General features: G+C 63.9%; 20 protein-coding genes. 12 read left to right on the forward strand and 8 right to left on the reverse strand.

Annotation, left to right across the window (positions count from 1 at the left end; translation table 11 throughout):
* Positions 1-271: 271 nt before the first annotated feature.
* Positions 272-1,651 (forward strand): sodium-dependent transporter, encoded by a 1,380-nt coding sequence (locus J0O65_RS26750; protein WP_215410158.1) that lies wholly within the window; start codon positions 272-274, stop codon positions 1,649-1,651.
* Here the strand turns inward: J0O65_RS26750 and J0O65_RS26755 are convergent, their stop codons facing one another.
* The 8 genes from J0O65_RS26755 to J0O65_RS26790 all read right to left on the reverse strand — a co-directional run bounded on the left by J0O65_RS26755 (position 1,652) and on the right by J0O65_RS26790 (position 9,970).
* On the reverse strand, positions 1,652-2,266 hold the full coding sequence (locus J0O65_RS26755; protein ID WP_215410159.1) for a M15 family metallopeptidase: 615 nt from the start codon (positions 2,264-2,266) through the stop codon (positions 1,652-1,654).
* Positions 2,266-3,168 (reverse strand): LysR family transcriptional regulator, encoded by a 903-nt coding sequence (locus tag J0O65_RS26760; RefSeq protein ID WP_215410160.1) that lies wholly within the window; start codon positions 3,166-3,168, stop codon positions 2,266-2,268. The genes J0O65_RS26755 and J0O65_RS26760 overlap by 1 nt, the downstream gene beginning before the upstream one ends.
* An 83-nt stretch (positions 3,169-3,251) precedes the next feature.
* Positions 3,252-4,061 carry an N-acetylmuramoyl-L-alanine amidase gene (locus tag J0O65_RS26765; RefSeq protein ID WP_215410161.1) on the reverse strand — a complete coding sequence of 270 codons (810 nt, stop codon included), beginning with the start codon at positions 4,059-4,061 and terminating at the stop codon, positions 3,252-3,254.
* 30 nt (positions 4,062-4,091) lie between these two features.
* Entirely contained in the window at positions 4,092-5,039 is a 948-nt protein-coding gene (locus J0O65_RS26770; RefSeq protein WP_251374020.1) for a BadF/BadG/BcrA/BcrD ATPase family protein, read from the reverse strand.
* Positions 5,040-5,126: 87 nt separating this feature from the next.
* The gene (locus J0O65_RS26775; protein WP_251374021.1) at positions 5,127-6,788 is read right to left on the reverse strand and encodes a glycoside hydrolase family 10-like protein; all 1,662 of its coding nucleotides are present in this window, start codon (positions 6,786-6,788) and stop codon (positions 5,127-5,129) included.
* A 90-nt stretch (positions 6,789-6,878) separates the two neighbouring features.
* A complete protein-coding gene (locus J0O65_RS26780; RefSeq protein WP_215410163.1) occupies positions 6,879-8,177 on the reverse strand; it encodes an MFS transporter in 1,299 nt (432 codons plus the stop codon).
* A 45-nt stretch (positions 8,178-8,222) separates the two neighbouring features.
* The gene (locus tag J0O65_RS26785) at positions 8,223-9,104 is read right to left on the reverse strand and encodes an N-acetylmuramic acid 6-phosphate etherase (RefSeq protein WP_215410164.1); all 882 of its coding nucleotides are present in this window, start codon (positions 9,102-9,104) and stop codon (positions 8,223-8,225) included.
* Between the two features lie 125 nt (positions 9,105-9,229).
* Complete coding sequence (locus J0O65_RS26790) at positions 9,230-9,970, reverse strand: GntR family transcriptional regulator (protein ID WP_096232721.1); 741 nt, start codon at positions 9,968-9,970, stop codon at positions 9,230-9,232.
* Between the two features lie 227 nt (positions 9,971-10,197).
* Between J0O65_RS26790 and J0O65_RS26795 the strand changes: the two genes are divergently transcribed.
* The 11 genes from J0O65_RS26795 to J0O65_RS26845 all read left to right on the forward strand — a co-directional run bounded on the left by J0O65_RS26795 (position 10,198) and on the right by J0O65_RS26845 (position 23,437).
* Positions 10,198-11,535 (forward strand): serine hydrolase domain-containing protein, encoded by a 1,338-nt coding sequence (locus tag J0O65_RS26795; RefSeq protein WP_251374022.1) that lies wholly within the window; start codon positions 10,198-10,200, stop codon positions 11,533-11,535.
* A 91-nt stretch (positions 11,536-11,626) separates the two neighbouring features.
* Positions 11,627-12,913 carry a D-amino acid dehydrogenase gene (locus tag J0O65_RS26800; protein ID WP_215410165.1) on the forward strand — a complete coding sequence of 429 codons (1,287 nt, stop codon included), beginning with the start codon at positions 11,627-11,629 and terminating at the stop codon, positions 12,911-12,913.
* Between the two features lie 80 nt (positions 12,914-12,993).
* The gene (locus tag J0O65_RS26805; RefSeq protein ID WP_215410166.1) at positions 12,994-13,446 is read left to right on the forward strand and encodes a YchJ family protein; all 453 of its coding nucleotides are present in this window, start codon (positions 12,994-12,996) and stop codon (positions 13,444-13,446) included.
* Positions 13,447-13,486: 40 nt separating this feature from the next.
* Entirely contained in the window at positions 13,487-15,109 is a 1,623-nt protein-coding gene (locus J0O65_RS26810; RefSeq protein ID WP_215410167.1) for a carboxyl transferase domain-containing protein, read from the forward strand.
* Between the two features lie 21 nt (positions 15,110-15,130).
* A complete protein-coding gene (locus J0O65_RS26815) occupies positions 15,131-15,919 on the forward strand; it encodes an enoyl-CoA hydratase/isomerase family protein (protein ID WP_215410168.1) in 789 nt (262 codons plus the stop codon).
* Positions 15,920-15,964: 45 nt separating this feature from the next.
* Complete coding sequence (bioA, locus tag J0O65_RS26820) at positions 15,965-17,293, forward strand: adenosylmethionine--8-amino-7-oxononanoate transaminase (RefSeq protein WP_215410169.1); 1,329 nt, start codon at positions 15,965-15,967, stop codon at positions 17,291-17,293.
* 1 nt (position 17,294) lies between these two features.
* On the forward strand, positions 17,295-18,491 hold the full coding sequence (bioF, locus tag J0O65_RS26825) for an 8-amino-7-oxononanoate synthase (protein ID WP_215410170.1): 1,197 nt from the start codon (positions 17,295-17,297) through the stop codon (positions 18,489-18,491).
* The gene (gene bioD / locus J0O65_RS26830) at positions 18,481-19,272 is read left to right on the forward strand and encodes a dethiobiotin synthase (RefSeq protein ID WP_215410171.1); all 792 of its coding nucleotides are present in this window, start codon (positions 18,481-18,483) and stop codon (positions 19,270-19,272) included. Before bioF ends, bioD begins: the two co-directional genes overlap by 11 nt.
* 44 nt (positions 19,273-19,316) lie before the next feature.
* Positions 19,317-20,363, forward strand: a complete 1,047-nt coding sequence (gene bioB / locus J0O65_RS26835; RefSeq protein ID WP_215410172.1) for a biotin synthase BioB — start codon at positions 19,317-19,319, stop codon at positions 20,361-20,363.
* Positions 20,364-20,465: 102 nt separating this feature from the next.
* Positions 20,466-22,493, forward strand: a complete 2,028-nt coding sequence (locus J0O65_RS26840; RefSeq protein ID WP_215410173.1) for an acetyl/propionyl/methylcrotonyl-CoA carboxylase subunit alpha — start codon at positions 20,466-20,468, stop codon at positions 22,491-22,493.
* Positions 22,494-22,504: 11 nt separating this feature from the next.
* Positions 22,505-23,437, forward strand: coding sequence for a 2-hydroxyacid dehydrogenase (locus J0O65_RS26845; protein WP_215410174.1), 933 nt, complete (start codon positions 22,505-22,507; stop codon positions 23,435-23,437).
* Position 23,438: the final 1 nt, after the last annotated feature.

A 23,438-nucleotide genomic window follows, 5' to 3' on the forward strand; every position in this document is an offset into this window, starting at 1 on the left:
TACTGCTCTCGCGCTATCGACAAAGCGTTGTGTTTGTCAACTGCGAAGAAGGAAGAGTATGAGGCATTTCGCCAAATCCGTCAACACCTTCTTTTTATACCCAGCCCCGGAAGACTGTCCCTTTTGTGCCGCAAACTAGTGCGTCTCATTGGGGAGGCGAACTATAGCAAAGCGCCCCTGTAGAAGCAAGGCTTTTCCGGGGTATTTGCGGCCAGCTGCTACAATTTCGCCCCCTCAGCGCACATCCGCGTCCATCCATAGAAGATTCACCATGAAACAACAAGCTCAAGGATCAGGCCTGACCCTGAAACGAGCTGGCTTTACCACTGGCTTCGGCGTGCTCGCCGCCACCCTCGGTTCCGCAGTCGGTCTCGGCAACATCTGGAAATTCCCCTACCTGACGGGCGCCAATGGCGGCGCCGGCTTCCTGCTCATCTATCTGCTCGCCACCTTGTTGGTAGGACTGCCCGTGATGATCGCGGAAATCACCCTAGGACGCCGGGCCAAGGTCAATCCGATTTCCACCATGGAACAGCTGGCACCCAAGGGCAAGCCCTGGTGGCTGGTCGGCCTCATCGGCATGATCGCCGCCTTCCTGATCGTCGCGTTTTATTCGGAAGTGGTGGGCTGGGTGTTTGCGTATATCGCCAAGGCTATCGACGGCTCCATCCTCAGCAGCGACAAGCTGGTGACGGAAGCGGCCTTCGCCTCCCTCATCAGCAATCCTTTGCAATCGCTGCTGTGGCAATGGGGCGTGCTGCTGTTTATCGGCGGCATATTGATGCTGGGCGTGACCAAGGGCATCGAGGCGATCGCCAAGAAACTCATGCCGCTGCTATTCCTGCTGTTGCTGCTGCTGTGCGCAGTCAGCCTGTCGCTGGACAAGGCCGGCGAAGGCCTGGCCTTCCTGTTCCGTCCTGATTTTTCCAAGCTGACGGCGTCCGTCGTGCTGACGGCCATGGGCCTGGCCTTTTTTAAACTGTCCGTCGGCATGGGCACGATGATGACCTACGGCAGTTATTTCCGCGACGACCAGAATATCCCCGTGACGACCTTGCGCGTGATGGCGGCCGACCTCGGCGTATCGATGCTGGCCGGCATCGCCATCTTCCCCGCCGTGTTCACGTTTGGCTTCGCCCCCAGCGCGGGACCGTCGCTGGTGTTCATCACGATTCCGGCCGTGTTTTCGCAAATTCCCATGGGACAAGCCCTGATGGTGGTGTTCTTCATCCTGGCCGCCGTGGCCGCCACGGGCGCGATGCTGTCGCTGATGGAAGTGCCGGTCGTGATTCTCCATGAACGCTTTGGCTGGACGCGCACCAAGTCCACCATCGTGACCATGCTGCTGCTGGCCGTGCTCGGCTCCGTATGCGCCCTGAGTAACAGCAGCCTGGCCGATTTCAAGCTGTTTAACTTGAATATGTTTGATCTGTTCGACTTCGTCTCGTCGAATATCTTCCTGCCCGTGGGCGGCATCGCGATTGCCTTGTTTACAGGCTGGGCCTGGGGCAAGGACCATTTCATCGAGGCGATCAGCAATCACGGCCAGTTGCACAATAAAACCTTGGCGCATGTGTTGCTCTTCCTGCTGCGCTTTGTCTCGCCCGTGCTGATCTTGATCGTGATGCTGAAGGGATTGAAAGTCTTGTAATCAGAGCACCCGGGTGTAGGTCTGGCGCACCAGCACCCGGTCGCCGCAATCGAAATGCCACCATTCGCTGTTGATGCCGAAGAAACCCGCCTGAAACATGGCGTCGCGCAACAAGCGGCGGTGTTCCACTTGCTCCTCGGTAATTTCTCCCTTTTCCAGCAAGACCAGTTCCAGCGCCGGATGCGAGCGCTCACTCAAGTCATCAAAACCCGTGCCCATATCCAGTTCCCGCCCATCCGGCCCCACGATGGTGATGTCGAGCGCCATGCCGAACGAGTGAATGGAGCCGCGCGACGGTTCCGCGATATAACCGAGCAACTCCGTTCCCTGCAGCGCGTCCCACAATTGCTGCTGCACCCGCTGCGGACGCAGCGCATCGAGCACCAATAGATGATGATCGGGGCGCTGCACGGCCAGCCAGGCCACGGCCCGTTCCAGGGCGGTGGCCGCATCGCGGTGCAGCCAGGCGCAATCGATGGGGCTGTATAAATCGCGGCCGACGAAATTGTCGGGCGTGGCATAGCGCAAGTCGACGGCGATGCCGGCGATGCTATTCAAATGCCGAAATTGCGGATCGTTGCCGACCGCCTCCAATTGCAAACTTGCAACAGACATCAGACTCCTCTTTCCAGGCAGTTACGCGCCGCCACGCCTATGCTGTCGGCCAGGCGCCGCGCGCCATGCGACAGCGGCGAGTGGCTCGCCGTCAATAAATACAGTTGGATCGGTATCGCGGGCGCCCAGGGACGGCGCTGCAAGCGCAAGGGCGAGCCGGAGGCAGCCGTAAACGGGTCGACCACGGCCATGCCCGCGCCCGCTTCCACCAGGGAACGGGCGATTTGATAGGTCTGCACCACGGTACTGAAGACGGGGTGGATGCCCTGCGCCTCGCAAGCGGCCACCACCAGTTCGCCCAGCGGATCGTTGTCCGCATGGCCGATCAGCTCGCCAGACAGCCCATGCGCCGTCAAGGGCGTGCCGCAATCGGCCGCATGCCAGGTGCCGGTCGGGGCGATCACCGTCATGACGCCCTGCGCGAGCGGTTCGGCCACGATGCCCGGATGGCGCGGGTCTTGCAGCGACACGGCCAGGTCCGCTTCGCCCAGGCGCAAGGTATTGACGATCTCGCCCGTGTGGTGGGTGGCCAGCTGGCAACGCGTGTGGGGAAAGTCGCGCCGCCACTCCGTCATGGCGAATGGCAAGACGCTGATGGCGAGCGTCGGCGTGGACACCAGGCGGATGGTTTCCACCGCGTGGCCTTTCAGGCTGGCCGCCAGGCGGCGGATGCCCAGTAAATCGCGGTTGAGCTTTTCCGTCTCGACAAACAGACGGTGTGCTTCGGGCTTCGGATACAGCTTGCCCCGCACGCGCTCGAACAGCGGCATGCCCAGTTGCAACTCGCAATGCTGCAAGACCTTGGTCACGGCAGGTTGCGAGATATGCAGCACTTGAGCCGCGCCGCTGATGGTGCCAACTTGCATGATGGCGTGAAACACTTCGATATGACGCAGCCGCATGAGCTATTCCTTTACCTTGCCGTGGCCGCCTGGGCCGTCAACGTTCAGCATATAAGAAAAAGTCATGGGCTGGAACGGTCATGCTACTTTGTTGCAACAGCAGGTGCTGCAGGCGCCGGCGTCGTCAGCACTTCCAGCAGGGCCGCCGTTTCGCCATCGGGCGTGCCATCGAACAACTTGTTGCGGTATTTCATCTGAAAAGCAATCAGCACATTGCGCGTCGCTTCGTCGAACACGCCCGTAGTCGGCGTGGCATAGCCATGCTGGGCCAGTTTTTTCTGGAACCAGACGGCGTCCGGCACTTGCTGCTCAAAAATGATGCGCTGCGCGGCAACACGATTCGCGTCCGGCCAGACGATCAGGCCCGCATCGGCCAGCTGGCGCCACGGGAACAGGGGGCCCGGATCCTGCTTGCGCTGCGGCGCGATCTCGTTATGGCCGAGGATATTTTCCGGCGCGATGTTGTAGCGCGCCTGGATATCTTTCAACAGGGGAATGAGCTCATCGATCTGCGCCTGCGAAAATGGATACCAGAGGCGGCCTTCCGGCGTGTCCTTGTAGCCAGGGTTGACGATCTCGATGCCGATCGAGCTGACATTCAACTGTGTATAAGTCTTCCAGTTACTCACACCCGCGTGATTGGCCTGGCGCGATTCGTCGACCAGCACGTAAAACTTCGGCTTGTCCGTATCGGTCAGCAAGTAATGGCTGCTGACCACTTGTTCCGTCAGGATCTTGATCGAGCGGGGCAGGTCGCTGACCGTGTAATGGATGACGATGAATTTCACGCGCGGGCTCTGGCTGCGCGCCGTCAAACTGTGGTCGAGGTGCGGCGCGGGCGTGGTACAGGCGGAGAGCAGGGCCACCAGCAGGGCGAGGGCGATTTTTTTCATGAAAGATCCATGTTCGGGTTAATAAAATAGTCAGTCTTTGCCGGTGTCCTGGCTGGCTGCCCGGGCTGCCAGCTTGGCTGCGGCCTCATGCGAACGGGCAACTTTTTGCTCCATCATCAACGATACCGGCAAAGCGGCGCGCATGGCTACAGCGATGGCCGGGTGCAATTGGGCCGCGCGGCCCGCCAGCACCACGGGACGGGACCCGTAACGCGCTGTCAGGGCCAGCGCCAATCTTGCCAGTTCCTGCCCCGCGCGCCGCAAGATGTCCAGCGCCAGCGGATCGGCATCCGCACTGGCGGCCACGGCCAGCGCCAGCCGGCCGATGGCGCCCCGGTCCTGGCCATACATGAAGGCACGCGACAGCGACCAGTCGCTGCCGCCCAGTTGCGCAAACACGGCCTGGGCCATGGGTGACGCCTGCCAGCTGCCGGGCGCCTCGTCTTCGCGGCGCCAGATGTGGCGCAAGGCTTCGCGCGCGATCCAGTAACCGCCGCCGCCATCGTCCAGCAGCACGCCGCGCCCGCCTGCGCGGTGAAAGCCGCCATCCGCATCGATCCAGGCGGCGATCGAGCCCGTGCCAGCGTAGACCAGATAACCCTGGCCTGGTTCAAAGCTGTCGCGATAGGCGATCTCGATATCGTTGCCGACACTGACGTCGGCGGCGTCCAGCCCCAGCAGGGCAGCCAGCGTTTGCGCCAAGACCACATCGTCGCCGCCAAAGCCCGTCAAGCCCGCCACCACGGCGCGCGGCCGGCCGACGGCCAGCACGGCCTGGCACAGCCGGGTAAACGTGGCGTGCATGGCGGCGCGGCCCGCATCGCTGCCCAATTGCAAGGCAGACAAGCCTTCCACGGCACCGTCGGCCACGATGGCGCCGTCGACGGTGGCCAGGGCCCAGCGCGTCTGCGTGCCGCCCGCGTCGATGCCCAGTCCGAGCACGGCGGTGTCAGTATTGCTTGCAGGGATGGAAATCATGGCATGAGTGTAAAGCCAAGCTGAACTAGCAGGCATGAAAGCTTGCGCATGTTTCATGCCTGCAGGTTATGGACTAGCGGTGAACCATTACTGGGCGGGGGCCGTAAACGGTGCGCGCACGGTGACGCGGGGGCTTTCATTGCCGAGGCGGTCCACGGCGCTGACCACCACCGCGTTGACTTTACCAACGGCATCATCAACCAAGGTCAGCTCGCCTTGCACGCCCGTGACCACGCTAAAGCGCCAGTCTTCGCCGTAGCGGGCCCAGACGGCATATTGCGCCACGGCTTTGCCGCCGCCCGCCGTCAATTTGACGTTCAGGCTGGTGGAATCGCGGCGCAAGGCCAGCACGGGCGTACCGGGCGCTTCCTTGCCCAGCCACGGCGTGGCGGGAATCAGGGCAGGGCTTTGATACACGGTCGCCTTGAGTTGCTCGCTGACACCCTTGCGGTTCTGCATCAGGGGCACCATGCTGAAATGCACCTGGCCATTCGCGCCGGGGCGCGTGCGCGTCACTTCGATCTGCTTGATGATCTCTTGCGGCGTGAAGGACTTGGCGGAATTGTCGATGCGGCTCGTATATAGACCCGGCCACACGTGGCGGCCATACGGGTTTTGCGCCAGCCAGTAGTCGAGCAGCACGCCAAACGCTTGCGGCGCCTGCGCCACGGGCCAGTACAGCTGCGGCGACAGATAATCGAGCCAGCCCTTGGCCAGCCACAGTTCCGCATCCGCATACAATTTATCGTACTGGCTGAAGCCGACGATGCCGGCAGGGCGGCGGTCAGGACGGCCAATGCCGAACGGGCTGATGCCGAAGCGCACCCAGCTCTTTTCGCGGTGGATGCCGGTGTATAAAGCTTCGATCAGCTGGTTGACGTTCTGGCGGCGCCAGGAAGCACGGTCCAGCTGGCCGCCGGCCAGCAGATATTGCTGCCAGGAAGGCTCATCGGGAAACGGCAGTTCGCGCTTGGCGCCGCCATTGCCCGCGTCCAGCGCGGCTGTTTCCGCGCCGGCGCCGGCGCCAGGTGCATCGATCGGATACGGATAAAAGTAATCGTCGATGTGCACGCCATCGATATCGTAGCGGCGCACCACGTCGAGCACCACGTCCGTCGTGTGCCTGGACGCGGCGGCGTCGCCCGGATCCATCCACAGGTAGCGGCCGTATTGCTTGACGGATGCCGGATTGGTGGAAGCAAAACTGTCGCGCGCCAGCGGCGACTTGGCCGTCGCGTGACGGGCCCGGTACGGGTTGAACCAGGCGTGCAATTCCAGGCCGCGCGCATGCGCCTGCGCCACCCAGAACGCCAGCGGGTCATACAGGGGCAACGGCGGCTGGCCTTGCTTGCCCGTCAGGTATTCCGACCACGGCTCCAGTTGCGACGGGTAAATCGTATCGGCGCTGGGCCGTACCTGCAGCACGATCGCGTTCAGATTCAGGGACTTGGCGCGGTCGAGGATGGCCAGTGCTTCCGCTTGCTGCTTGGCGACCGGCAAATTGCTGCGGCTGGGCCAATCGATATTGGCGACCGTCGACACCCAGGCGGCGCGGAATTCGCGCGGCGCCGCCGGCGGCACTTCGCCCGTGATGTGCTGCACGGGCGGCACGGCCGGCAAACCCGCTTCGCCCGGCGTCACCGCGGAAGGCAGTTTGGTGCTGGTACAGCTGCTGAGCAATGTGGCGGTGGCCAGCGCGGCCAGCACGCCGGCGCTGGCGCCCAGGCGTTTTTTGAAAGTAGACAACAAAACAATTCCTTGCAGTGGTGGAGCGCAGGTCTATCGGTGGGGCATTTTACTGTGCGCCCGCCATCCTTGCGGGCGCACGGTTCAAAAGAATCAGGCCTCGGCCTTCTTGCCGAATTCGGGATCGATCTTGACCAGCGCGGCCATGATGAAGGCAGGAATGGTGGCGATGCACACCCAGATGAAGAAGTGCTGGTAGCCGAGCATTTGCTGGATCCAGCCGCTGGCCATGCCCGGCAGCATCATACCCAGGGCCATGAAACCCGTGCAAATGGCGTAATGGGCCGTTTTGTGCGCGCCATCGGACACCATGATCATGTACAACATATAGGACGCGAAGCCGAAGCCATAACCGAATTGCTCCAGCGCAATGCCGCCCGCGATCACATAGATATTGCTGGGCAAGGCGCTGGCCAGGTAGACGAAGACCAGGTCGGGCAAGTGCACGGACAGCACCATGATCCACAAACAGCGCTTCAAGCCGAAGCGGGAAATGATGAATCCGCCCAGCAAGCCGCCCAGGGTCAGGGCGATCACGCCGATGGTGCCGTAGACGAGGCCCACCTGTTCCGTGCTCAGGCCCAGGCCGCCCTTGGCGACGGGGTCGAGCAGGAAGGGCGCGGCCAGCTTCAACAGTTGCGCTTCACCCAGGCGGAACAGCAGCAAAAAGCCCAGGATGACGAAAATATCCTTCTTCTTGAAGAAGGCGGCAAAGGTGGCGATGAATTCTTGCAATGGAGAAATACCGGCGCCCTGGATGCTGGGGCGGTCCTCCGCAGGCTTGGGCAAGACAAAATAGTGATACAGGAAGAGGACGATGAACAGGCCCGCCAAAATGGCGAACACGACGGACCAGGCCAGCTGCACATTGCCCGTCGCATGCGTCAGGTAGCCGGCCAGGTACACGAGACCGCCCTGGCCGGCGATCATCGCCAGGCGGTAAAACGTGCTGCGCACGCCAACGAAGGCCGCCTGCTGGTGCTCTTCCAGGCCCAGCATATAAAAGCCGTCGGCGGCGATGTCATGCGTGGCGGAACTGAAGGCCATCAGCCAGAAGATGGCCAGGCTGATCTGGAAAAAGTGGGGCAGGGACGTCGTCAGGGCCACCAGCGCCAGCGCGGCGCCGATCACCAGCTGCAAGCCGACGATCCAGAAGCGCTTGGTGCGGTACATGTCGATGAAGGGCGACCACAGGGGCTTGATAACCCACGGCAAATACAGCCAGCTCGTGTACAGGGCAATATCCGTATTGGAAAAACCGTAGTTCTTGTACATGATCACGGACAGGGTCATGACCACGACATAGGGGATGCCCTGGCCGAAATACAGGGAAGGGATCCACAGCCACGGGGTTTTCGCGCGCGCCGCAGCGCTTTGTTTCACTAGCTCCATACATCCTTCATTGTCTCCCAGACAGAAGAATGCCGCGCCATCGGATCACGCCGCCAGTGCCGCCCGCACACTGCCGTCCGCGCCGGCCAACAATGCCTGTGCCTGGTTTGTGTTGATTTTTTTGATCAAGGCAACAATCGCCACCTTGACGTGATAGTGGCATTGCTCCAGCACGGCCCTGGCCTGCGCCTCGCTGGCGCCGGTGGCGTGCATGGTCAGACGCACCGCCCGCCAGATCAGCTTGGCGTTGGTCGGCTTCAAGTCTACCATCAAGTTTCCGTAAGTCTTGTGCAAACCGACCATCAGGGCGCTGGAAATCGTGTTCAGCGTGATTTTCTGCGCCGTGCCCGCTTTCAAACGCGTGCTGCCGGAAATGACTTCCGCGCCCGTGTCGAGCACGATGCCGCATTGCGCCTCGCGCGCCACGGGCGCGTCCACATTGTTGGCGATGCCGATGGTCAAGGCGCCGGCCGCGCGCGCGGCCAGCAGCGCGCCCAGCACATAGGGCGTGGCGCCGGAAGCGGCCAGCAGGATCACCACGTCATTTTCTTGCGGCCGCAGGACCAGCAAGTCCGCCTCGCCTTGCTGTAAATCATCTTCCGCACCTTCGACGGCCGCAAACATGGCGCCCGCGCCGCCGGCCAGGATGGCGACGGCCCGCTCGGGCGGCCAGGAAAACGTGGGGTTCAATTCAACACTGTCGAGTACGCCCAGGCGTCCCGACGTGCCGGCGCCCACATACAGCAGGCGTCCGCCAGCGGCGATACGGGGCAGGGCGGCCGTAATGGCGGCGGCGATGTCGGGCGACGCCAGCCGCACGGCTTCGACGGCCCAGAACTGGTCATCGACCAGCGCCGCCACCAGTTGCGCCACCGGATACAGGTCCAGATCCGGATGCCGCCGGCTCGGGGTTTCAGTTTTCAACATGATTTCAGAGCATGGTTGAAGATGAAACCAGTTTAATACCAACGAGCGGGATCAACCATGAAAGGATGGCGGGCGGGCATAACGGGAGTTTATGGGTGGTAACAGAATCGTGACAAGCAACCTCGTTATGGCGCGCGGCGCATTTCGGCCACGAAGTCGTAATGATCGCTGCGGCAATACGAATGCGTCAGTTCCACCGCTTCGCCCGACTCCAGGTAGGCGATGCGCGTGATGAACAGCACGGCCTGACCATCGGGGATGCCCAGCTGCTTGGCCAGCACGTCCGTCGCATTCATGGCGCGGATGTGCTGCAAGGCGCGCACGGGGGCCTTCTTGATGCTGCTCAAGTATTCATACAGCGAATCGCCCATGGCGGCCGGGTCCGGCACCACGCTGAAGGGCAGCACGCTCACTTCATACGCCATCACCACGTCGTCGGCCAGGCGCAAGCGCTCCAGACGGGCCACTTTCGTATTCTGCGCCAGGCCCAGGCTCAGCTGTTCATCGCTGCTGGCGATGACGACTTCGCGCTTGAGCCAACGCGAGCCAGGGCGGTAGCCGCGCTGCTGCAACTGCTCGGAAAAGCTCGACAGGTTCGACAGCGGCTGCTCGATGCGCGGGGCAATATAGTTGCCCGAACCACGGCGGCGCACGACGAGGCCTTGCTCGACGAGCTGGTCAATGGCCTTGCGGGCAGTCACGCGCGATACGTCAAGCAGTTCGGACAGGGTACGTTCAGAGGGCAGGGCCTGGTCTACCTGGTAGCGGCCGTTGCGTACGTCATCGCTCAGCTTGCGGGCGATCTGCATATATAAAGGCGAATTGTCATTTAAATCGACCTTGAGTTCTACGCTGGTCTGGCTCATACAGTTCTCCTTGTCCTCCTAGTGTAATAGCGATGGCGCTTGCGCGTAGCCCGCCCACCCATGAATAAATGGAAAATGACCATAAATAACGGTTATACACTTAAAAAAACAATGTTTTACCGTACGTATAGCTTTGCATTATAGATAAATAAGCAATTTTCATTAGCGTCGTCAACCATCCCGCCCTATGCTGGCAAGGCGTCCATCCACCATGACACAGGGAAAGCATGATCAACAAAATGACGGGATTACTGGGCTGGCTGTTGCTGGGCACGACCTGGACCGCGCTGGCCACCCCGCCCGGCAGCGGCACTGAACAGCTCGTGCAACACGACCGGCAGCGCGCGCTCGATGCGGCGCTGGCCGCCATCGTCGACGACCCCGTGCATCCGCTGGCCAGCCTGTCCGTGCTGGCCATTCGCCACGGCAAGGTGTCATATCAGCAACAATTTGGCTACCGGCACATAGCCGCCACGCCGGCGGACAGCTTGCCCGTGACGCCGGCCACCCTGTTCCGCATTGCTTCCGTCTCGAAGATGATGACCACCCTGGGCCTGATGCGGCTGGTCGAGCAGGGCAAGCTGAGCCTGGACCAGGACGTGGGCATCTATCTGGGCTTTTCCCTGCGCAACCCGCACTTTCCCCAGCAAGCCGTGACCCTGCGCAGCCTGCTCAGCCACACGTCCTCGCTGCGCGACGCGGGCGGCTACGCCTGGGGACCGGAGCGCAGCCTGCGCGACGTGTTTACGGCCGGCGGCGACAGCATGTGGGATCGCGCCGCGGCGCCAGGCAGTTACTTTACATATTCCAACCTGAACTGGGGCGTGATCGGCACCGTGATGGAAAAAGTCACGGGCGAGCGCTTCGACCTGCTGATGCGCCGGTTGCTGCTCGATCCCCTCGACGTGCGCGGCGGCTACCATCCGGCGACATTTTCCAGGGACGAGGTGGCGAACACGGCCACGCTGTACCGCAAGCGCACGCTGGAGACGGAACAGTGGCAGCCAGCAGGGCCCTGGATTGCCCAGGCCGACGATTTTCACCAGCACCCACCGGCAGGCCTGGCCAGCTATGTGATCGGCAGCAACGCCACCGTCTTCAGTCCCACGGGCGGCTTGCGCATTTCCGCCGCGGGACTGGGCACTATCATGCAGATGCTGCTCGACGGTGGCCGCCACCAGGGCAGGCAACTATTGCAGCCGGCCAGCATCGCGCTGATGTTTGGCCGCCAATGGCAGTTGGCGCCCGATGCCCACAATGGCGACAGCGAGCGGGGCCTGTATCGCGCCTGGGGCCTGGGCAACCAGCAATTCGATGCGCTGGCGGGGCAGGGCAACGGCCTGGTCGAGGGCGCCAGCTTCACGGCCGTCGGCCACCTGGGCGACGCGTATGGCCTCGTCTCCGCCTTCGTGCTCGATGTGAAGAACAAGAACGGCATGGTGATGCTGGTGGGCGGCACGGGCAGCGATCCCGAACGCTATCCGGGCACCTATTCCGCCATGGGGCGCAGCGAGGAATTGATACTCACCGCGCTATACCGTGGTGCGATTGACAAGCATGAATAGTTTGCACTGAAACAGTGCATTCCTGAAAGTTATGGCTGCACCATGATGTTTCATTGGCTCCCTGACCGGCCAGCCTCTAAGCTCTTCCCGAATGCTCCCGCGCCATGGGAGCGCAACGCAGCGAGGCAACATGCAGCAACAAGTCATCATCATCGGCGGCGGCGTCGTCGGTCTGACATCGGCCTGGTGGCTGGCCGAGGCCGGCTACAAGGTCACCTTACTGGAACGCAATGAACAAGTGGCGATCGCCGCCAGCTACCGCAATGGCGGCCAGCTCAGCTATCGCTATGTGGCGCCGCTGGCCGATGCGGGCGTGCCCTTCAAGGCCCTGCAATGGCTGCTGCAGAAAGATGGTCCGCTGCGCTTCCGGCCCGAAGCGGACTGGCGCCAATGGCGCTGGATGGCCAGTTTCTTGCGTAATTGCAATGCCGCCAGCAATGCCCGCACGACGGCCAAGCTGCTGCAATTGGGAGAATGGAGCCGCGCCGGCATGGCCCAGCTGGAATTGAGCGTGCCGCCGGAAGCGTATGCCTGGCGCGACGCGGGCAAACTCATCGTCTACCGTTCCCCCGCCATCTTTCAGCGCGCCGTGGCGCGCCCGGAATCGGAAGAGGCGCGCATCGTGCTGTCGCCAACAGAAGCCGTGCAGCGCGAACCGGCGCTGGCCGCCTTGCAGGGCGCCCTGGCGGGCGGCATTTTCACGCAGGGCGAGGCGGTGGCCGATTGCCACGCCTTTTGCCTGGCCCTGGAAGCGCGCCTGCTGCAGCACCCGAATTGTTCGCTGCTGTTGAAAGGCGAGGCGCGCCGCCTCGTCACGCACAAGGGCAGGATCACGGGCGTCGACACCAGCCTGGGCCTGCTGCAAGCGGATCACTATGTGCTGGCGGCCGGCATCCAGAGCCGCGACCTGGCCGCCACAGCGGGCGTCTACCTGCCCCTGTACCCGCTGAAAGGCTACAGCCTGACGGCGCCCATCCGCGCGCAAGACCGGGCGCCCGAGATCAGCATCACGGATTTCGAGCGCAAGGTGCTGTATGCGCGCATCAAAGGCGACCTGCGCGTGGCCGCCATGGTCGACATGGTGGGCGCCGACAACAGCATCGACTGGGGCCGCATCGCCGGCCTGACGCGGCTGGCGCGCGAAGCCATGCCGCACGGCGCCGATTACGACCAGGCCACGGCCTGGGCCGGCCTGCGCCCCGCCACGCCGAACAGCGCCCCGCTGGTGGGCGCCAGCAAAGTCGCCAATCTGTGGCTCAACGTGGGCCATGGTCCGCTGGGCTTTACCTTTGCCGCCGGCACGGCGCGCATCCTCGCCGACCTCATGGCGGGCAAGGCGCCGCCGTTCGCGCTGGACTTCCTCAGCCCGAAAACATAGCAGGCCAAGGCGGCGCGCACGCGCCGCCGCCGATATGGCGGATAATTGCGGAACTTTTCAGTTCTCGTATCTTCCAGCGCATGCACACACCCTCGACACCTGCCGCCTGCCCCTGTGGCGGCGCCTCCTACGCCAGTTGCTGCGGCCCGTACATCGCGGGCGACGCCTTGCCGCCCACGGCCGAAGCCCTGATGCGCTCGCGCTACACGGCGTTCACCTTGCGTAACGAACCGTATCTGCGCGCCACCTGGCATGCCAGCACCCGTCCCACCGATGCCCTGTTTGCCGAAGAAGAAAAAGTCCACTGGCTGGGACTTGAGGTAAAATCTGCTTTACGTTTACGTCAACGTAAAGCAGAATCAGCAGATCAAGCCGAAGAGATGAACCGCGACACCGTCGAATTCGTGGCCCGCTACAAGGTCAACGGCCGCGCGCACCGCCTGCATGAAGTGAGCCGCTTCGTGCGCGAGGCGGGCGAGGGTGGCGAGGGCGCGCTGCGCTGGTTTTATCTCGACGGCAGTTTTCCCGAATAGCGCGACCCGAGAGACCGGGCGATAATAAAAAGGAACCGCAATGCCGCACATCGAAAGCAAACTCAATCCGCGCAGTGAAGATTTCAAGGCCAATGCCGCGGCCATGCAAGCCATCGTCGACGATCTGCGCGACAAGGTCGAGAAAATCGCGGCCGGCGGCGGCGAGGCGGCGGCCGCCAAGCACCTGGCGCGCGGAAAACTGCTGCCGCGCGACCGCGTGCAGATGCTGCTCGATCCCGGTACGCCCTTCCTCGAGTTTTCCCAGATGGCGGCCTACGCCATGTACCAGGATGCCAAGGGCGTCGACGCGGCGCCCGCCGCCGGCATCATCACGGGCATCGGCAGGGTCTCGGGCCAGGAATGCGTCATCGTCTGCAACGATGCCACCGTCAAGGGCGGCACGTATTACCCGATGACGGTGAAAAAGCATTTGCGCGCCCAGGAAATCGCCGACCAGAACAACCTGCCCTGCATCTACCTGGTCGACTCGGGCGGCGCCAACCTGCCGAACCAGGACGACGTTTTCCCCGACCGCGACCATTTCGGCCGCATCTTCTACAACCAGGCGAACCTGTCGGCCAAGGGCATCCCGCAGATCGCCGTCGTGATGGGCTCTTGCACGGCGGGCGGCGCCTACGTGCCGGCCATGAGCGACGAATCGATCATCGTCAAGGAGCAGGGCACGATCTTCCTCGGCGGCCCGCCGCTGGTCAAAGCGGCGACCGGCGAAGTGGTGACGGCGGAAGACCTGGGCGGCGGCGACGTGCACACGCGCTTGTCCGGCGTGGTCGACCACCTGGCGCAGAACGACCTGCACGCGCTGTCGCTGGCGCGCACCATCGTCTCGAACCTGAACCGTACAAAACCGCAACAGATGGACTTGCGCGCATCCGTCGAGCCGAAATACCCGACGCAGGAATTGTATGGCGTGATCCCCGTCGACACGCGCAAACCGTTCGACGTGCGCGAGGTGATCGCGCGCATCGTCGACGGCAGCGATTTCGACGAATTCAAGGCCCGCTACGGCACCACCCTGATCTGCGGCTTCGCGCACATCTATGGCGTGAAGGTCGGCATTATCGCCAACAACGGCATTTTGTTCTCCGAATCGGCCCTGAAAGGCACGCACTTCATTGAACTGTGCTGCCAGCGCAAGATCCCGCTCGTCTTCCTGCAAAACATCACGGGCTTCATGGTGGGCCGCAAGTACGAAAACGAGGGCATCGCCCGCAATGGCGCCAAGATGGTCACGGCCGTGGCCACGGCTAGCGTGCCGAAGTTCACCGTCATCATCGGCGGCAGCTTCGGCGCCGGCAATTACGGCATGTGCGGCCGCGCCTTTTCTCCCCGCTTCATGTGGATGTGGCCGAATGCGCGCATCTCCGTCATGGGCGGCGACCAGGCGGCATCCGTGCTGGCGACCGTCAAGCGCGACGGCATCGAGGGCAAGGGCGGGCAGTGGAGCGCGGACGAGGAAGCGGCCTTCAAGCAGCCGATCAAGGAGCAATACGAACACCAGGGCCACCCGTATTACGCCACCGCGCGCCTGTGGGACGATGGCGTGATCGACCCGGCCGACACGCGCATGGTGCTGGGCCTGGGCCTGTCGGCCGCCCTCAACGCGGAAATCCCGGACACGAAGTTCGGCGTGTTCCGCATGTAAGCGGCCAAGGGAGAAAAGAAAATGGAATTTGAAACCCTGAAGCTGGTCATCGAGGGCAATGTCGCCACCGTGACCCTGAACCGCCCCGACGTGCGCAACGCCTTCAACGAGACGACGATCGCCGAACTGGCGCGCGCCTTCGAAGGCCTGGGGCGCAGCGACATGGTGCGCGCCATCGTGCTGGCGGCCAATGGCGCCGCCTTTTGCGCCGGCGCGGACCTGAACTGGATGAAGAAGATGGCCGGCTACACGCATGCCGAAAACCAGGCCGACGCGCTGCAGCTGGCGCAGATGCTGCGCACGATTTACCTGTGCCCCAAGCCCGTGGTGGCGAAGATCCAGGGCGACTGTTATGCGGGCGGCATGGGCCTGGTCGCCGCATGCGATATCATTCTGGTTGCGGAAGACGTGCATTTCTGCCTGAGCGAAGTGCGGCTGGGACTGATTCCCGCCACCATTTCACCATATGTCATCAAGGCCATGGGCGAAAACGCGGCACGCCGCTATTTCCTGACCGCGGAGCGATTCTCCGCCCGGGAAGCGCTACGCATCGGCTTTGCCCACGAGGTAGTCGAGGCAAGCGCGCTGGACGCGAAAACGGCCGAGGTACTGAAAGCGCTGACGGGCAACAGCCCGCACGCCGTGGCGCAAGCGAAAACGCTGGTGCGCGACATCGTTGGCCAGCCGGTTGACGATGCGCTGCTGGCGGACACCGCCGAGCGCATCGCGCAGATCCGCGCCTCGGAGCAGGGACGCGAAGGCGTGCAATCCTTCCTCGACAAGCGCAAGCCGGGTTGGCTCATGGGCTAGTTAATAGTCCACAGCTCATGGACTAAGAATATCATTGGAGCAGTTTTGAAAGCAGAAAAACAATCGGGCTGGGTCGAACGCAGTCTGCGCAGCGTGTGGCACCCTTGCACACAGATGCAGCATCACGAGACGGTTCCCCTCATCCCCGTCAGCCACGGCCGCGGCGCCTGGCTGTATGACCACGAAGGCCGACGCTACCTGGACGCCATCAGCTCCTGGTGGGTGAACCTGTTCGGCCACGCCAATCCGCGCATCAACGCGGAACTCAAGGACCAGCTGGACCGCCTGGAACACGCGATGCTGGCCGGTTTCACGCATGAACCGGTGATCGAACTGTCGGAAAAACTCTCCGCCTTGACGGGCGGCGTGCTCGGTCACAGCTTTTACGCGTCCGACGGGGCGTCGGCCGTGGAAATCGCCCTGAAAATGAGTTTTCACGCCTGGCGCAACAGCGGCAAGAGTGACAAGCAGGAATTCGTCTGCCTGAAGGGCAGCTACCACGGCGAAACCATCGGCGCGCTGGCCGTCACCGACGTCGCCCTGTTCAAGGACGCCTACGGCCCCTTGCTGCGCGCATCAACGACGGTGATGTCGCCCGACTTCCGCCAGGCGGCCGAGGGCGAGTCCGCCCAGGACGTGGCGCGCCGCGCCGCCTTTGAAGTGGAACAGCTGTTCCAGCAGAAGGCCGACAAGATTGCCGCCATCATCATCGAACCATTGGTCCAATGCGCCACCGGCATGGCCATGCACGACCCGCTGTACCTGTCGCTGGTGCGCGCCCTGTGCGACCGCTACCAGGTGCACCTGATCCTCGACGAAATCGCCGTCGGCTGCGGCCGCACGGGCACTTTCTTTGCCTGCGAACAGGCCGGCGTCTGGCCCGACTTCGTCTGCCTGTCGAAGGGCATCAGCGGCGGCTACCTGCCTTTATCGCTGGTGATGACGCGCGATGACATCTACCAAGCCTTCTACAGCACCGACGTGCGCCGCGGCTTTTTGCATTCGCACTCGTACACGGGCAACCCGCTGGCCTGCCGCGCCGCGCTGGCGACCCTGGCCATCTTCGAGGAAGACGACGTGCTGGCGGCCAACCGCGTGCGCGCCGCGAAGATCACGCAAGCGCTGGCGCCGCTGGCGCAGCATGGCAAAGTCACGCACTTCCGCCAGCAGGGCATGATCTGGGCGTTTGACGCCGTCGACGCGGCGCCCGACTTCTCGCGCCGCTTCTTCAGCACGGCGCTGGAACATGAACTATTGATGCGCCCCATCGGTTCCACCGTCTACCTGATGCCGCCGTACATCCTCGACGACGCGGAAATCGCGGGCCTGGGCCAGCAGACCCTGGCCGTCTTCAATCATGTGATCGGGGCCTGAGATGGAACTGATCGCGCGCTTACAACAGCAGTTGCAGGGACTCGAAGAACGCAGCCTGATCCGCCGCCGCCGCACCGTCGACACGCCATGCGCGCCGCGCCTGACGGTCGATGGCCGCGCCATGCTGGCCTTTTGCAGCAATGACTACCTGGGCCTGGCGTCACATCCGCGCATCGTCGCCGCACTGCAAGAGGGCGCCGACCTGTATGGCGCCGGCAGCGGCGCCTCGCACCTGATCAGCGGTCACAGCCGCGCCCACGCGCAGCTGGAAGAACGCCTGGCGACTTTCGTTGGCGCCAACCTGGAAGCGGCGCGCGCCCTGTATTTTTGCACCGGCTACATGGCCAACCTGGCCGTGTTGACGGCCCTGTCGGCGGGCGATGCGGACGCGGAGATTTTTTCGGAAGCGCTGAACCACGCCTCGCTGATCGACGGCACGCGCCTGGCCCGCGTCAGGACGCGCGTATATCCGCACGCCGACCTCGATGCCCTGGCGGCCCTGCTGGCGGCCAGCACGGCACAAACGAAAATCGTCGTCACCGACAGCGTCTTCAGCATGGATGGCGACCTGGCGCCGCTGCCCGCGCTGCTGGCCCTGTGCGAGCGGCACGGCGCCTGGCTGGTGGTCGACGACGCACACGGTTTCGGCGCGCTGGGAGACTATGGCCGTGGCGCGCTGGAACACTTCGACCTGCATTCGCCGCACCTCGTGTACGTGGGCACCCTGGGCAAATCGGCCGGCGTGGGCGGCGCCTTTGTTTGCGCGCACGAAGCCGTGATCGAGACCCTGATCCAGAAGGCGCGCCCCTACATCTTCACCACGGCCGCCGCGCCCGCGCTCGCGCATGCGCTGCTGGCCAGCCTGGACATCATCGCCGGCGACGAAGGCCGGCAGCGCCGCGCCCACCTGGCGGCGCTGGTGGCGCAATGGAACGACGGGCTGCAGCTGCAACGCTGGCAAGCCTTGCCTTCGCTCTCCGCCATCCAGCCCGTCATCATCGGCGAAAACGCGGACATGCTGGCCATCGCCGCCACCCTGTACGAACAGGGCCTGTGGGTCGGCGCCATCCGCCCGCCCACCGTGCCTGTGGGCACGGCGCGCCTGCGCGTGACCCTGTCGGCCGGCCATACGGCGCAGGAAGTGGCGCAATTGATCAACGCAGTCAACACCCTGGAAAGGACACGCCATGAGCCTTGATGACCCTATCGTGGCGGAAGTGCTGGCGGACCTGGCGCCGGCCGTGCAGCCGGCTCCGGCCATCGCAGCCCTGCCATCGCGCTTTGCCTGTTTCGTCACCGGCACCGACACGGAAATCGGCAAGACCTTGACCTCGTCGGCCCTGCTGCACGCGCTGGTCGCGCGCGGCGTGCGCGCCTGCGGCATGAAGCCTGTCGCCGCCGGCGCCGAGATGCGCGACGGCGAACTGCATAATGAAGACGCCGACAGCCTGATCGCCGCCGGCAACGTCACCATGCTGCGCAGCCTGACGACGCCCTACATGCTGAAGGAGCCGGCCGCGCCGCACATCGCCGCCGCCCTCGAAGGCGTCAGCATCGAGTCGGTGCCCATCCTGGCCGCCTACCTGGAAATCGCCGCCGCCTCGGACGCCGTCGTGGTCGAAGGCGTGGGCGGATTTCGCGTGCCGCTGTCGCCCGGTTTCGATTCGGCCGACCTGGCGCAGCAGCTCGATCTGCCCGTGATCCTGGTGGTCGGCATGCGCCTGGGCTGCATCAGCCAGGCCTTGCTGACGGTGGAAGCGATCGAAGCGCGCGGCCTGACGGTGATCGGCTGGGTCGCCAACACGCTGGAAGTGGAAATGCGCTTCCTCGACGAAAATATCGATGCGCTGATCGAGCGTATCCCGGCGCCGCTGCTGGGCAGGGTGCCGCGCCTGGCGCAGCCCACTGCCGCAGCGGCGGCGGCGTATCTCGATTTCACCGGCTTGCCCAACTGGCCGGCGCAGCAATCGAACACATAAACCAAACAATTAAACGAACTCAAAAATAGAAACGAAGGAATCACATGTCTCACGTCCAAGAAGCAGCAAAAACCGTCGAACTGCACCGCCCTGCGGCGCGCATCACCGTGCCGGAAGCGGCCACCTGGCCCGTCGCCGATGTGCTGGCCCTGTTCGACCTGCCGTTCAATGACCTGATGTTCCAGGCCCAGCAAACCCACCGCGCCAACTTCCCCGATGGCGACGTGGAACTGGCGACCCTGTTGTCGATCAAGACGGGCGGCTGCGAGGAAGACTGCGGCTACTGCCCGCAGGCGGCCCGCTACGACACGGGCGTGGAAGCGAAAAAAATCCTCGACATCGACACGGTGCTCGATGCGGCGCGCCAGGCGAAAGCCAACGGCGCCACGCGCTTCTGCATGGGCGCCGCCTGGCGCGGCCCGAAGGACCGCGACATGGACAAAGTCGAAGAAATGGTCAGCAAAGTAAAAGCGCTGGGCCTGGAAACCTGCGCCACCCTGGGCATGCTGGAAGAGGGACAAGCGGACCGCCTGAAAAACGCGGGCCTCGACTTCTACAACCATAATCTCGATACAGCGCCCGAGTTCTACGACAACGTCATCTCGACGCGCGAATACCAGGACCGCCTGGACACCCTGGGCCGCGTGCGCGAAGCGGGCTTGAAAGTATGCTGCGGCGGCATCGTCGGCATGGGCGAGACGCGATTGCAGCGCGCGGGCCTGATCGCCCAGCTGGCCAATTTGAATCCGTATCCGGAATCGGTGCCCGTCAACCACCTGGTGCAGGTGGAAGGCACGCCTTTGTATGGCCTGGAAGCGCTGGACCCGTTCGAATTCGTGCGCACCATCGCCGTGGCCCGCATCACCATGCCGAAGGCGCGCGTGCGCTTGTCGGCGGGCCGGCGCCAGATGGGCGAAGCCGTGCAAGCGATGTGCTTCCTGGCGGGCGCCAATTCCATCTTCTACGGCGACAAGCTGCTCACCACCGACAATCCGGAAGCGGAAGACGACCGTACCTTGCTGGGCAAACTGGGCTTGCAGACGCGCGGCGCCATGCTGGAATCGGTGCAGAAAGAGAAGTGCGGCTGCTGATCCAGCAATAGCCGCAGCTTACACAAAAGAAGGCTGGGGTCTGACCTGTCGGGTCAGACCCCCAAAAAAAACTTCCAGCCACGAGCTGCAAAGAGAGAGACCATGTTCACTAAAATCCTGATCGCCAACCGCGGCGAAATCGCTTGCCGTGTCGCCGCTACCGCGCGCCGCATGGGCATCCAGACCGTCGCCGTGTATTCGGAAGCGGACGCCAACGCCAAGCACGTCGCCGTATGCGACGAAGCCGTCCTGATCGGCCCCGCGCCGGCCAAGGAAAGCTATCTGTGCGGCGACAAGATCATCGCCGTGGCGCTGGCCACTGGCGCGCAGGCGATCCACCCCGGCTACGGCTTCCTGTCCGAAAACGCCGACTTCGCCGACGCCTGCGCCAATGCGGGCCTGGTCTTCATCGGCCCGCCGGCGTCCGCCATGCGCGCCATGGGCTCCAAGTCGGCCGCCAAGTCGCTGATGGAAAAGGCCAACGTGCCGCTGGTGCCCGGCTACCACGGCGAGAATCAGGATGCGGACTTTTTGCACGGACAGGCCGACAAGATCGGCTACCCCGTCCTGCTGAAGGCCTCCGCCGGCGGCGGCGGCAAGGGCATGCGCGTCATCGACAACAGCGCCGACTTCAAGGCCGCGCTGGCCTCGTGCAAACGGGAAGCGATCAGCTCTTTCGGCGACGACAAGGTGCTGGCGGAAAAATACCTGTCACGCCCGCGGCATATCGAAATCCAGGTGTTCGCCGACACGCTCGGCAACTGCATTTATCTGTTCGAGCGCGATTGCTCGGTGCAGCGACGCCACCAGAAGGTGCTGGAAGAAGCGCCGGCGCCGGGCATGCCTGCGGAGCGCCGCGCGGCCATGGGCGAGGCGGCCGTCGCCGCCGCCAAGGCCGTCGGCTACGTGGGCGCGGGCACGGTGGAATTCATCGCCAACCAGGATGGTTCGTTCTACTTCATGGAGATGAACACGCGCCTGCAGGTCGAGCACCCGGTGACAGAAATGATCACGGGCACCGACCTGGTGGAATGGCAGTTGCGCGTCGCCTTTGGCGAGCCGCTGCCGAAAAAACAGAGCGAATTGACCATCCATGGCCACGCCATCGAAGCGCGCATCTACGCGGAAAATCCGGAAAAGGGCTTCCTGCCGTCGATCGGCACCCTGCGCCACATGCAGTCGCCGTCGGCCGTCACGTTCGAGCTGGGCGGTGCGGTGGTGCCCGCCGCCGTACGCATCGATTCGGGCGTGCGCGAAGGCGACGCCATCTCGCCGTTCTACGACCCGATGATCGCCAAGCTGATCGTCTGGGGCGCGGATCGCCGCGAAGCGCTGGCGCGCATGGCGCAAGCGCTGGCGGAATACCAGATCGTGGGCCTGGCCAGCAATATCGCCTTCCTGAAACGCCTGGTCGAAGGCCAGGCATTCGCCAGCGCGGACCTCGACACGGGTCTGATCGAGCGCAATCAAGCGTCGCTGTTTCCCGCCTTGCAGGCGGCGCCCGACACGGCCCTGGCGCTGGCGTCCGTCGCCCTGCTGCTGGAAGAAAAAACGGCGGCCGAAACGCAGTCGGCCCACCGCGCCGACCCGTGGGGCAACGCCCTGGGCTGGCGCTTGAACAGCACCCTGGGACGCACGCTGGCGTTTGCCGACGAATTTACGCAGGCTGGCGACAGCGGGGCCTATGCCGCGCGCATCGCCTACCAGACCGATGGCTGGCTGTTCAACGGCCAGCCCTTGAGCCTGACGGCGCGCAAGGACGGAGAGCTGCACATCAAGCTGGGCGAACGTGCCGTGCACGGCACGGTGCTGCGCGATGGCGAACAGTTCCACGTGTTCAGCAAGGGCTTGCATCATACGCTGCATTACAGCGACCCGATGGCGCATGCGGGCGAGGTGGAAGCGGAAGGCGGGCGCCTGACGGCGCCGATGCCGGGCAAGGTTGTCGCCGTGCTGGTCAACAAGGGCCAGGACGTCAAGAAGGGCGAGCCTCTGGTCATCATGGAAGCGATGAAGATGGAGCACACGATCGCCGCGCCACACGACGGCCTGGTGGAAGACGTGCTGTACGCGGTCGGCGACCAGGTGGCCGATGGCGCGCCGCTGCTGGCCTTCAAGGCTGCCGCATAGAGGCTGGCACGATGCGCATCCTTTTACAACGTTCGGACGGCAAGGAAGCGGCGTGGATCAGCGACTTCCGCGACTTGCTGCCCGAAGCCGACATCCATTTCTGGCGCGAAGGCGACACCGTGGCGCCATGCGACTACGCCGTCGTGTGGCAGCCGCCCGCCGCCATGCTGCCCGAACTGGCCAAGGTCAACGCCATCTTCAACACGGGCGCCGGCGTCGACGCGCTATTGAAATTCGGCGAGGCGCTGCCCGCGCACGTGCCGCTGGTGCGCCTGGACGACGCGGGCATGGGCGTGCAGATGGCCGAGTATGTGAGCCATGCAGTGCTGCGCCACTTCCGCCGTTTCGACGACTACGAGGCGCAGGGAAGGGCCGGCATCTGGCAGCCGCTGCCCGCGTTCGACAAGGCGGATTTTCCCGTCGGCGTGCTGGGCATGGGAGTGCTGGGCACGCGCGTGCTGCAGGCGCTGGCGCAGTTTGAATTCCCGCTGCGCGGCTGGAGCCGCGGCCGCAAGCAGCTCGACGGCGTGCAATGCTACGCGGGCGAGGAGGAACTCGAAGCATTCCTGCGCGGCACGCGCCTGCTGGTGTGCATGCTGCCGCTGACGCCCGACACGCACAACCTGCTCGACCGCGCGCGCCTGTCCATGCTGCTGCCGGGCGCCTACGTCATCAACGTGGCGCGCGGCGCGCATATCGCCGAACCGGATCTGCTGACCCTGATCCGCTCCGGGCATATCGCCGGAGCGACACTGGACGTGTTCCGCAACGAGCCGCTGCCGCTGCAGCACCCGTTCTGGCAAGAACCGCGCATCACCATCACGCCGCATATTTCGGCGGCCACCCTGCGCCGCGAAAGCGTGGCGCAGATCGCCGCCAAGATGCGCCGCCTGCACGCCGGAGAAGTGGTCGCCGGCATCGTCAACCGTTCGCAAGGATATTGAA

It is taken from the genome of Janthinobacterium sp. JC611 (assembly GCF_018682595.1).
Classification (GTDB): Bacteria; Pseudomonadota; Gammaproteobacteria; order Burkholderiales; family Burkholderiaceae_D; genus Janthinobacterium.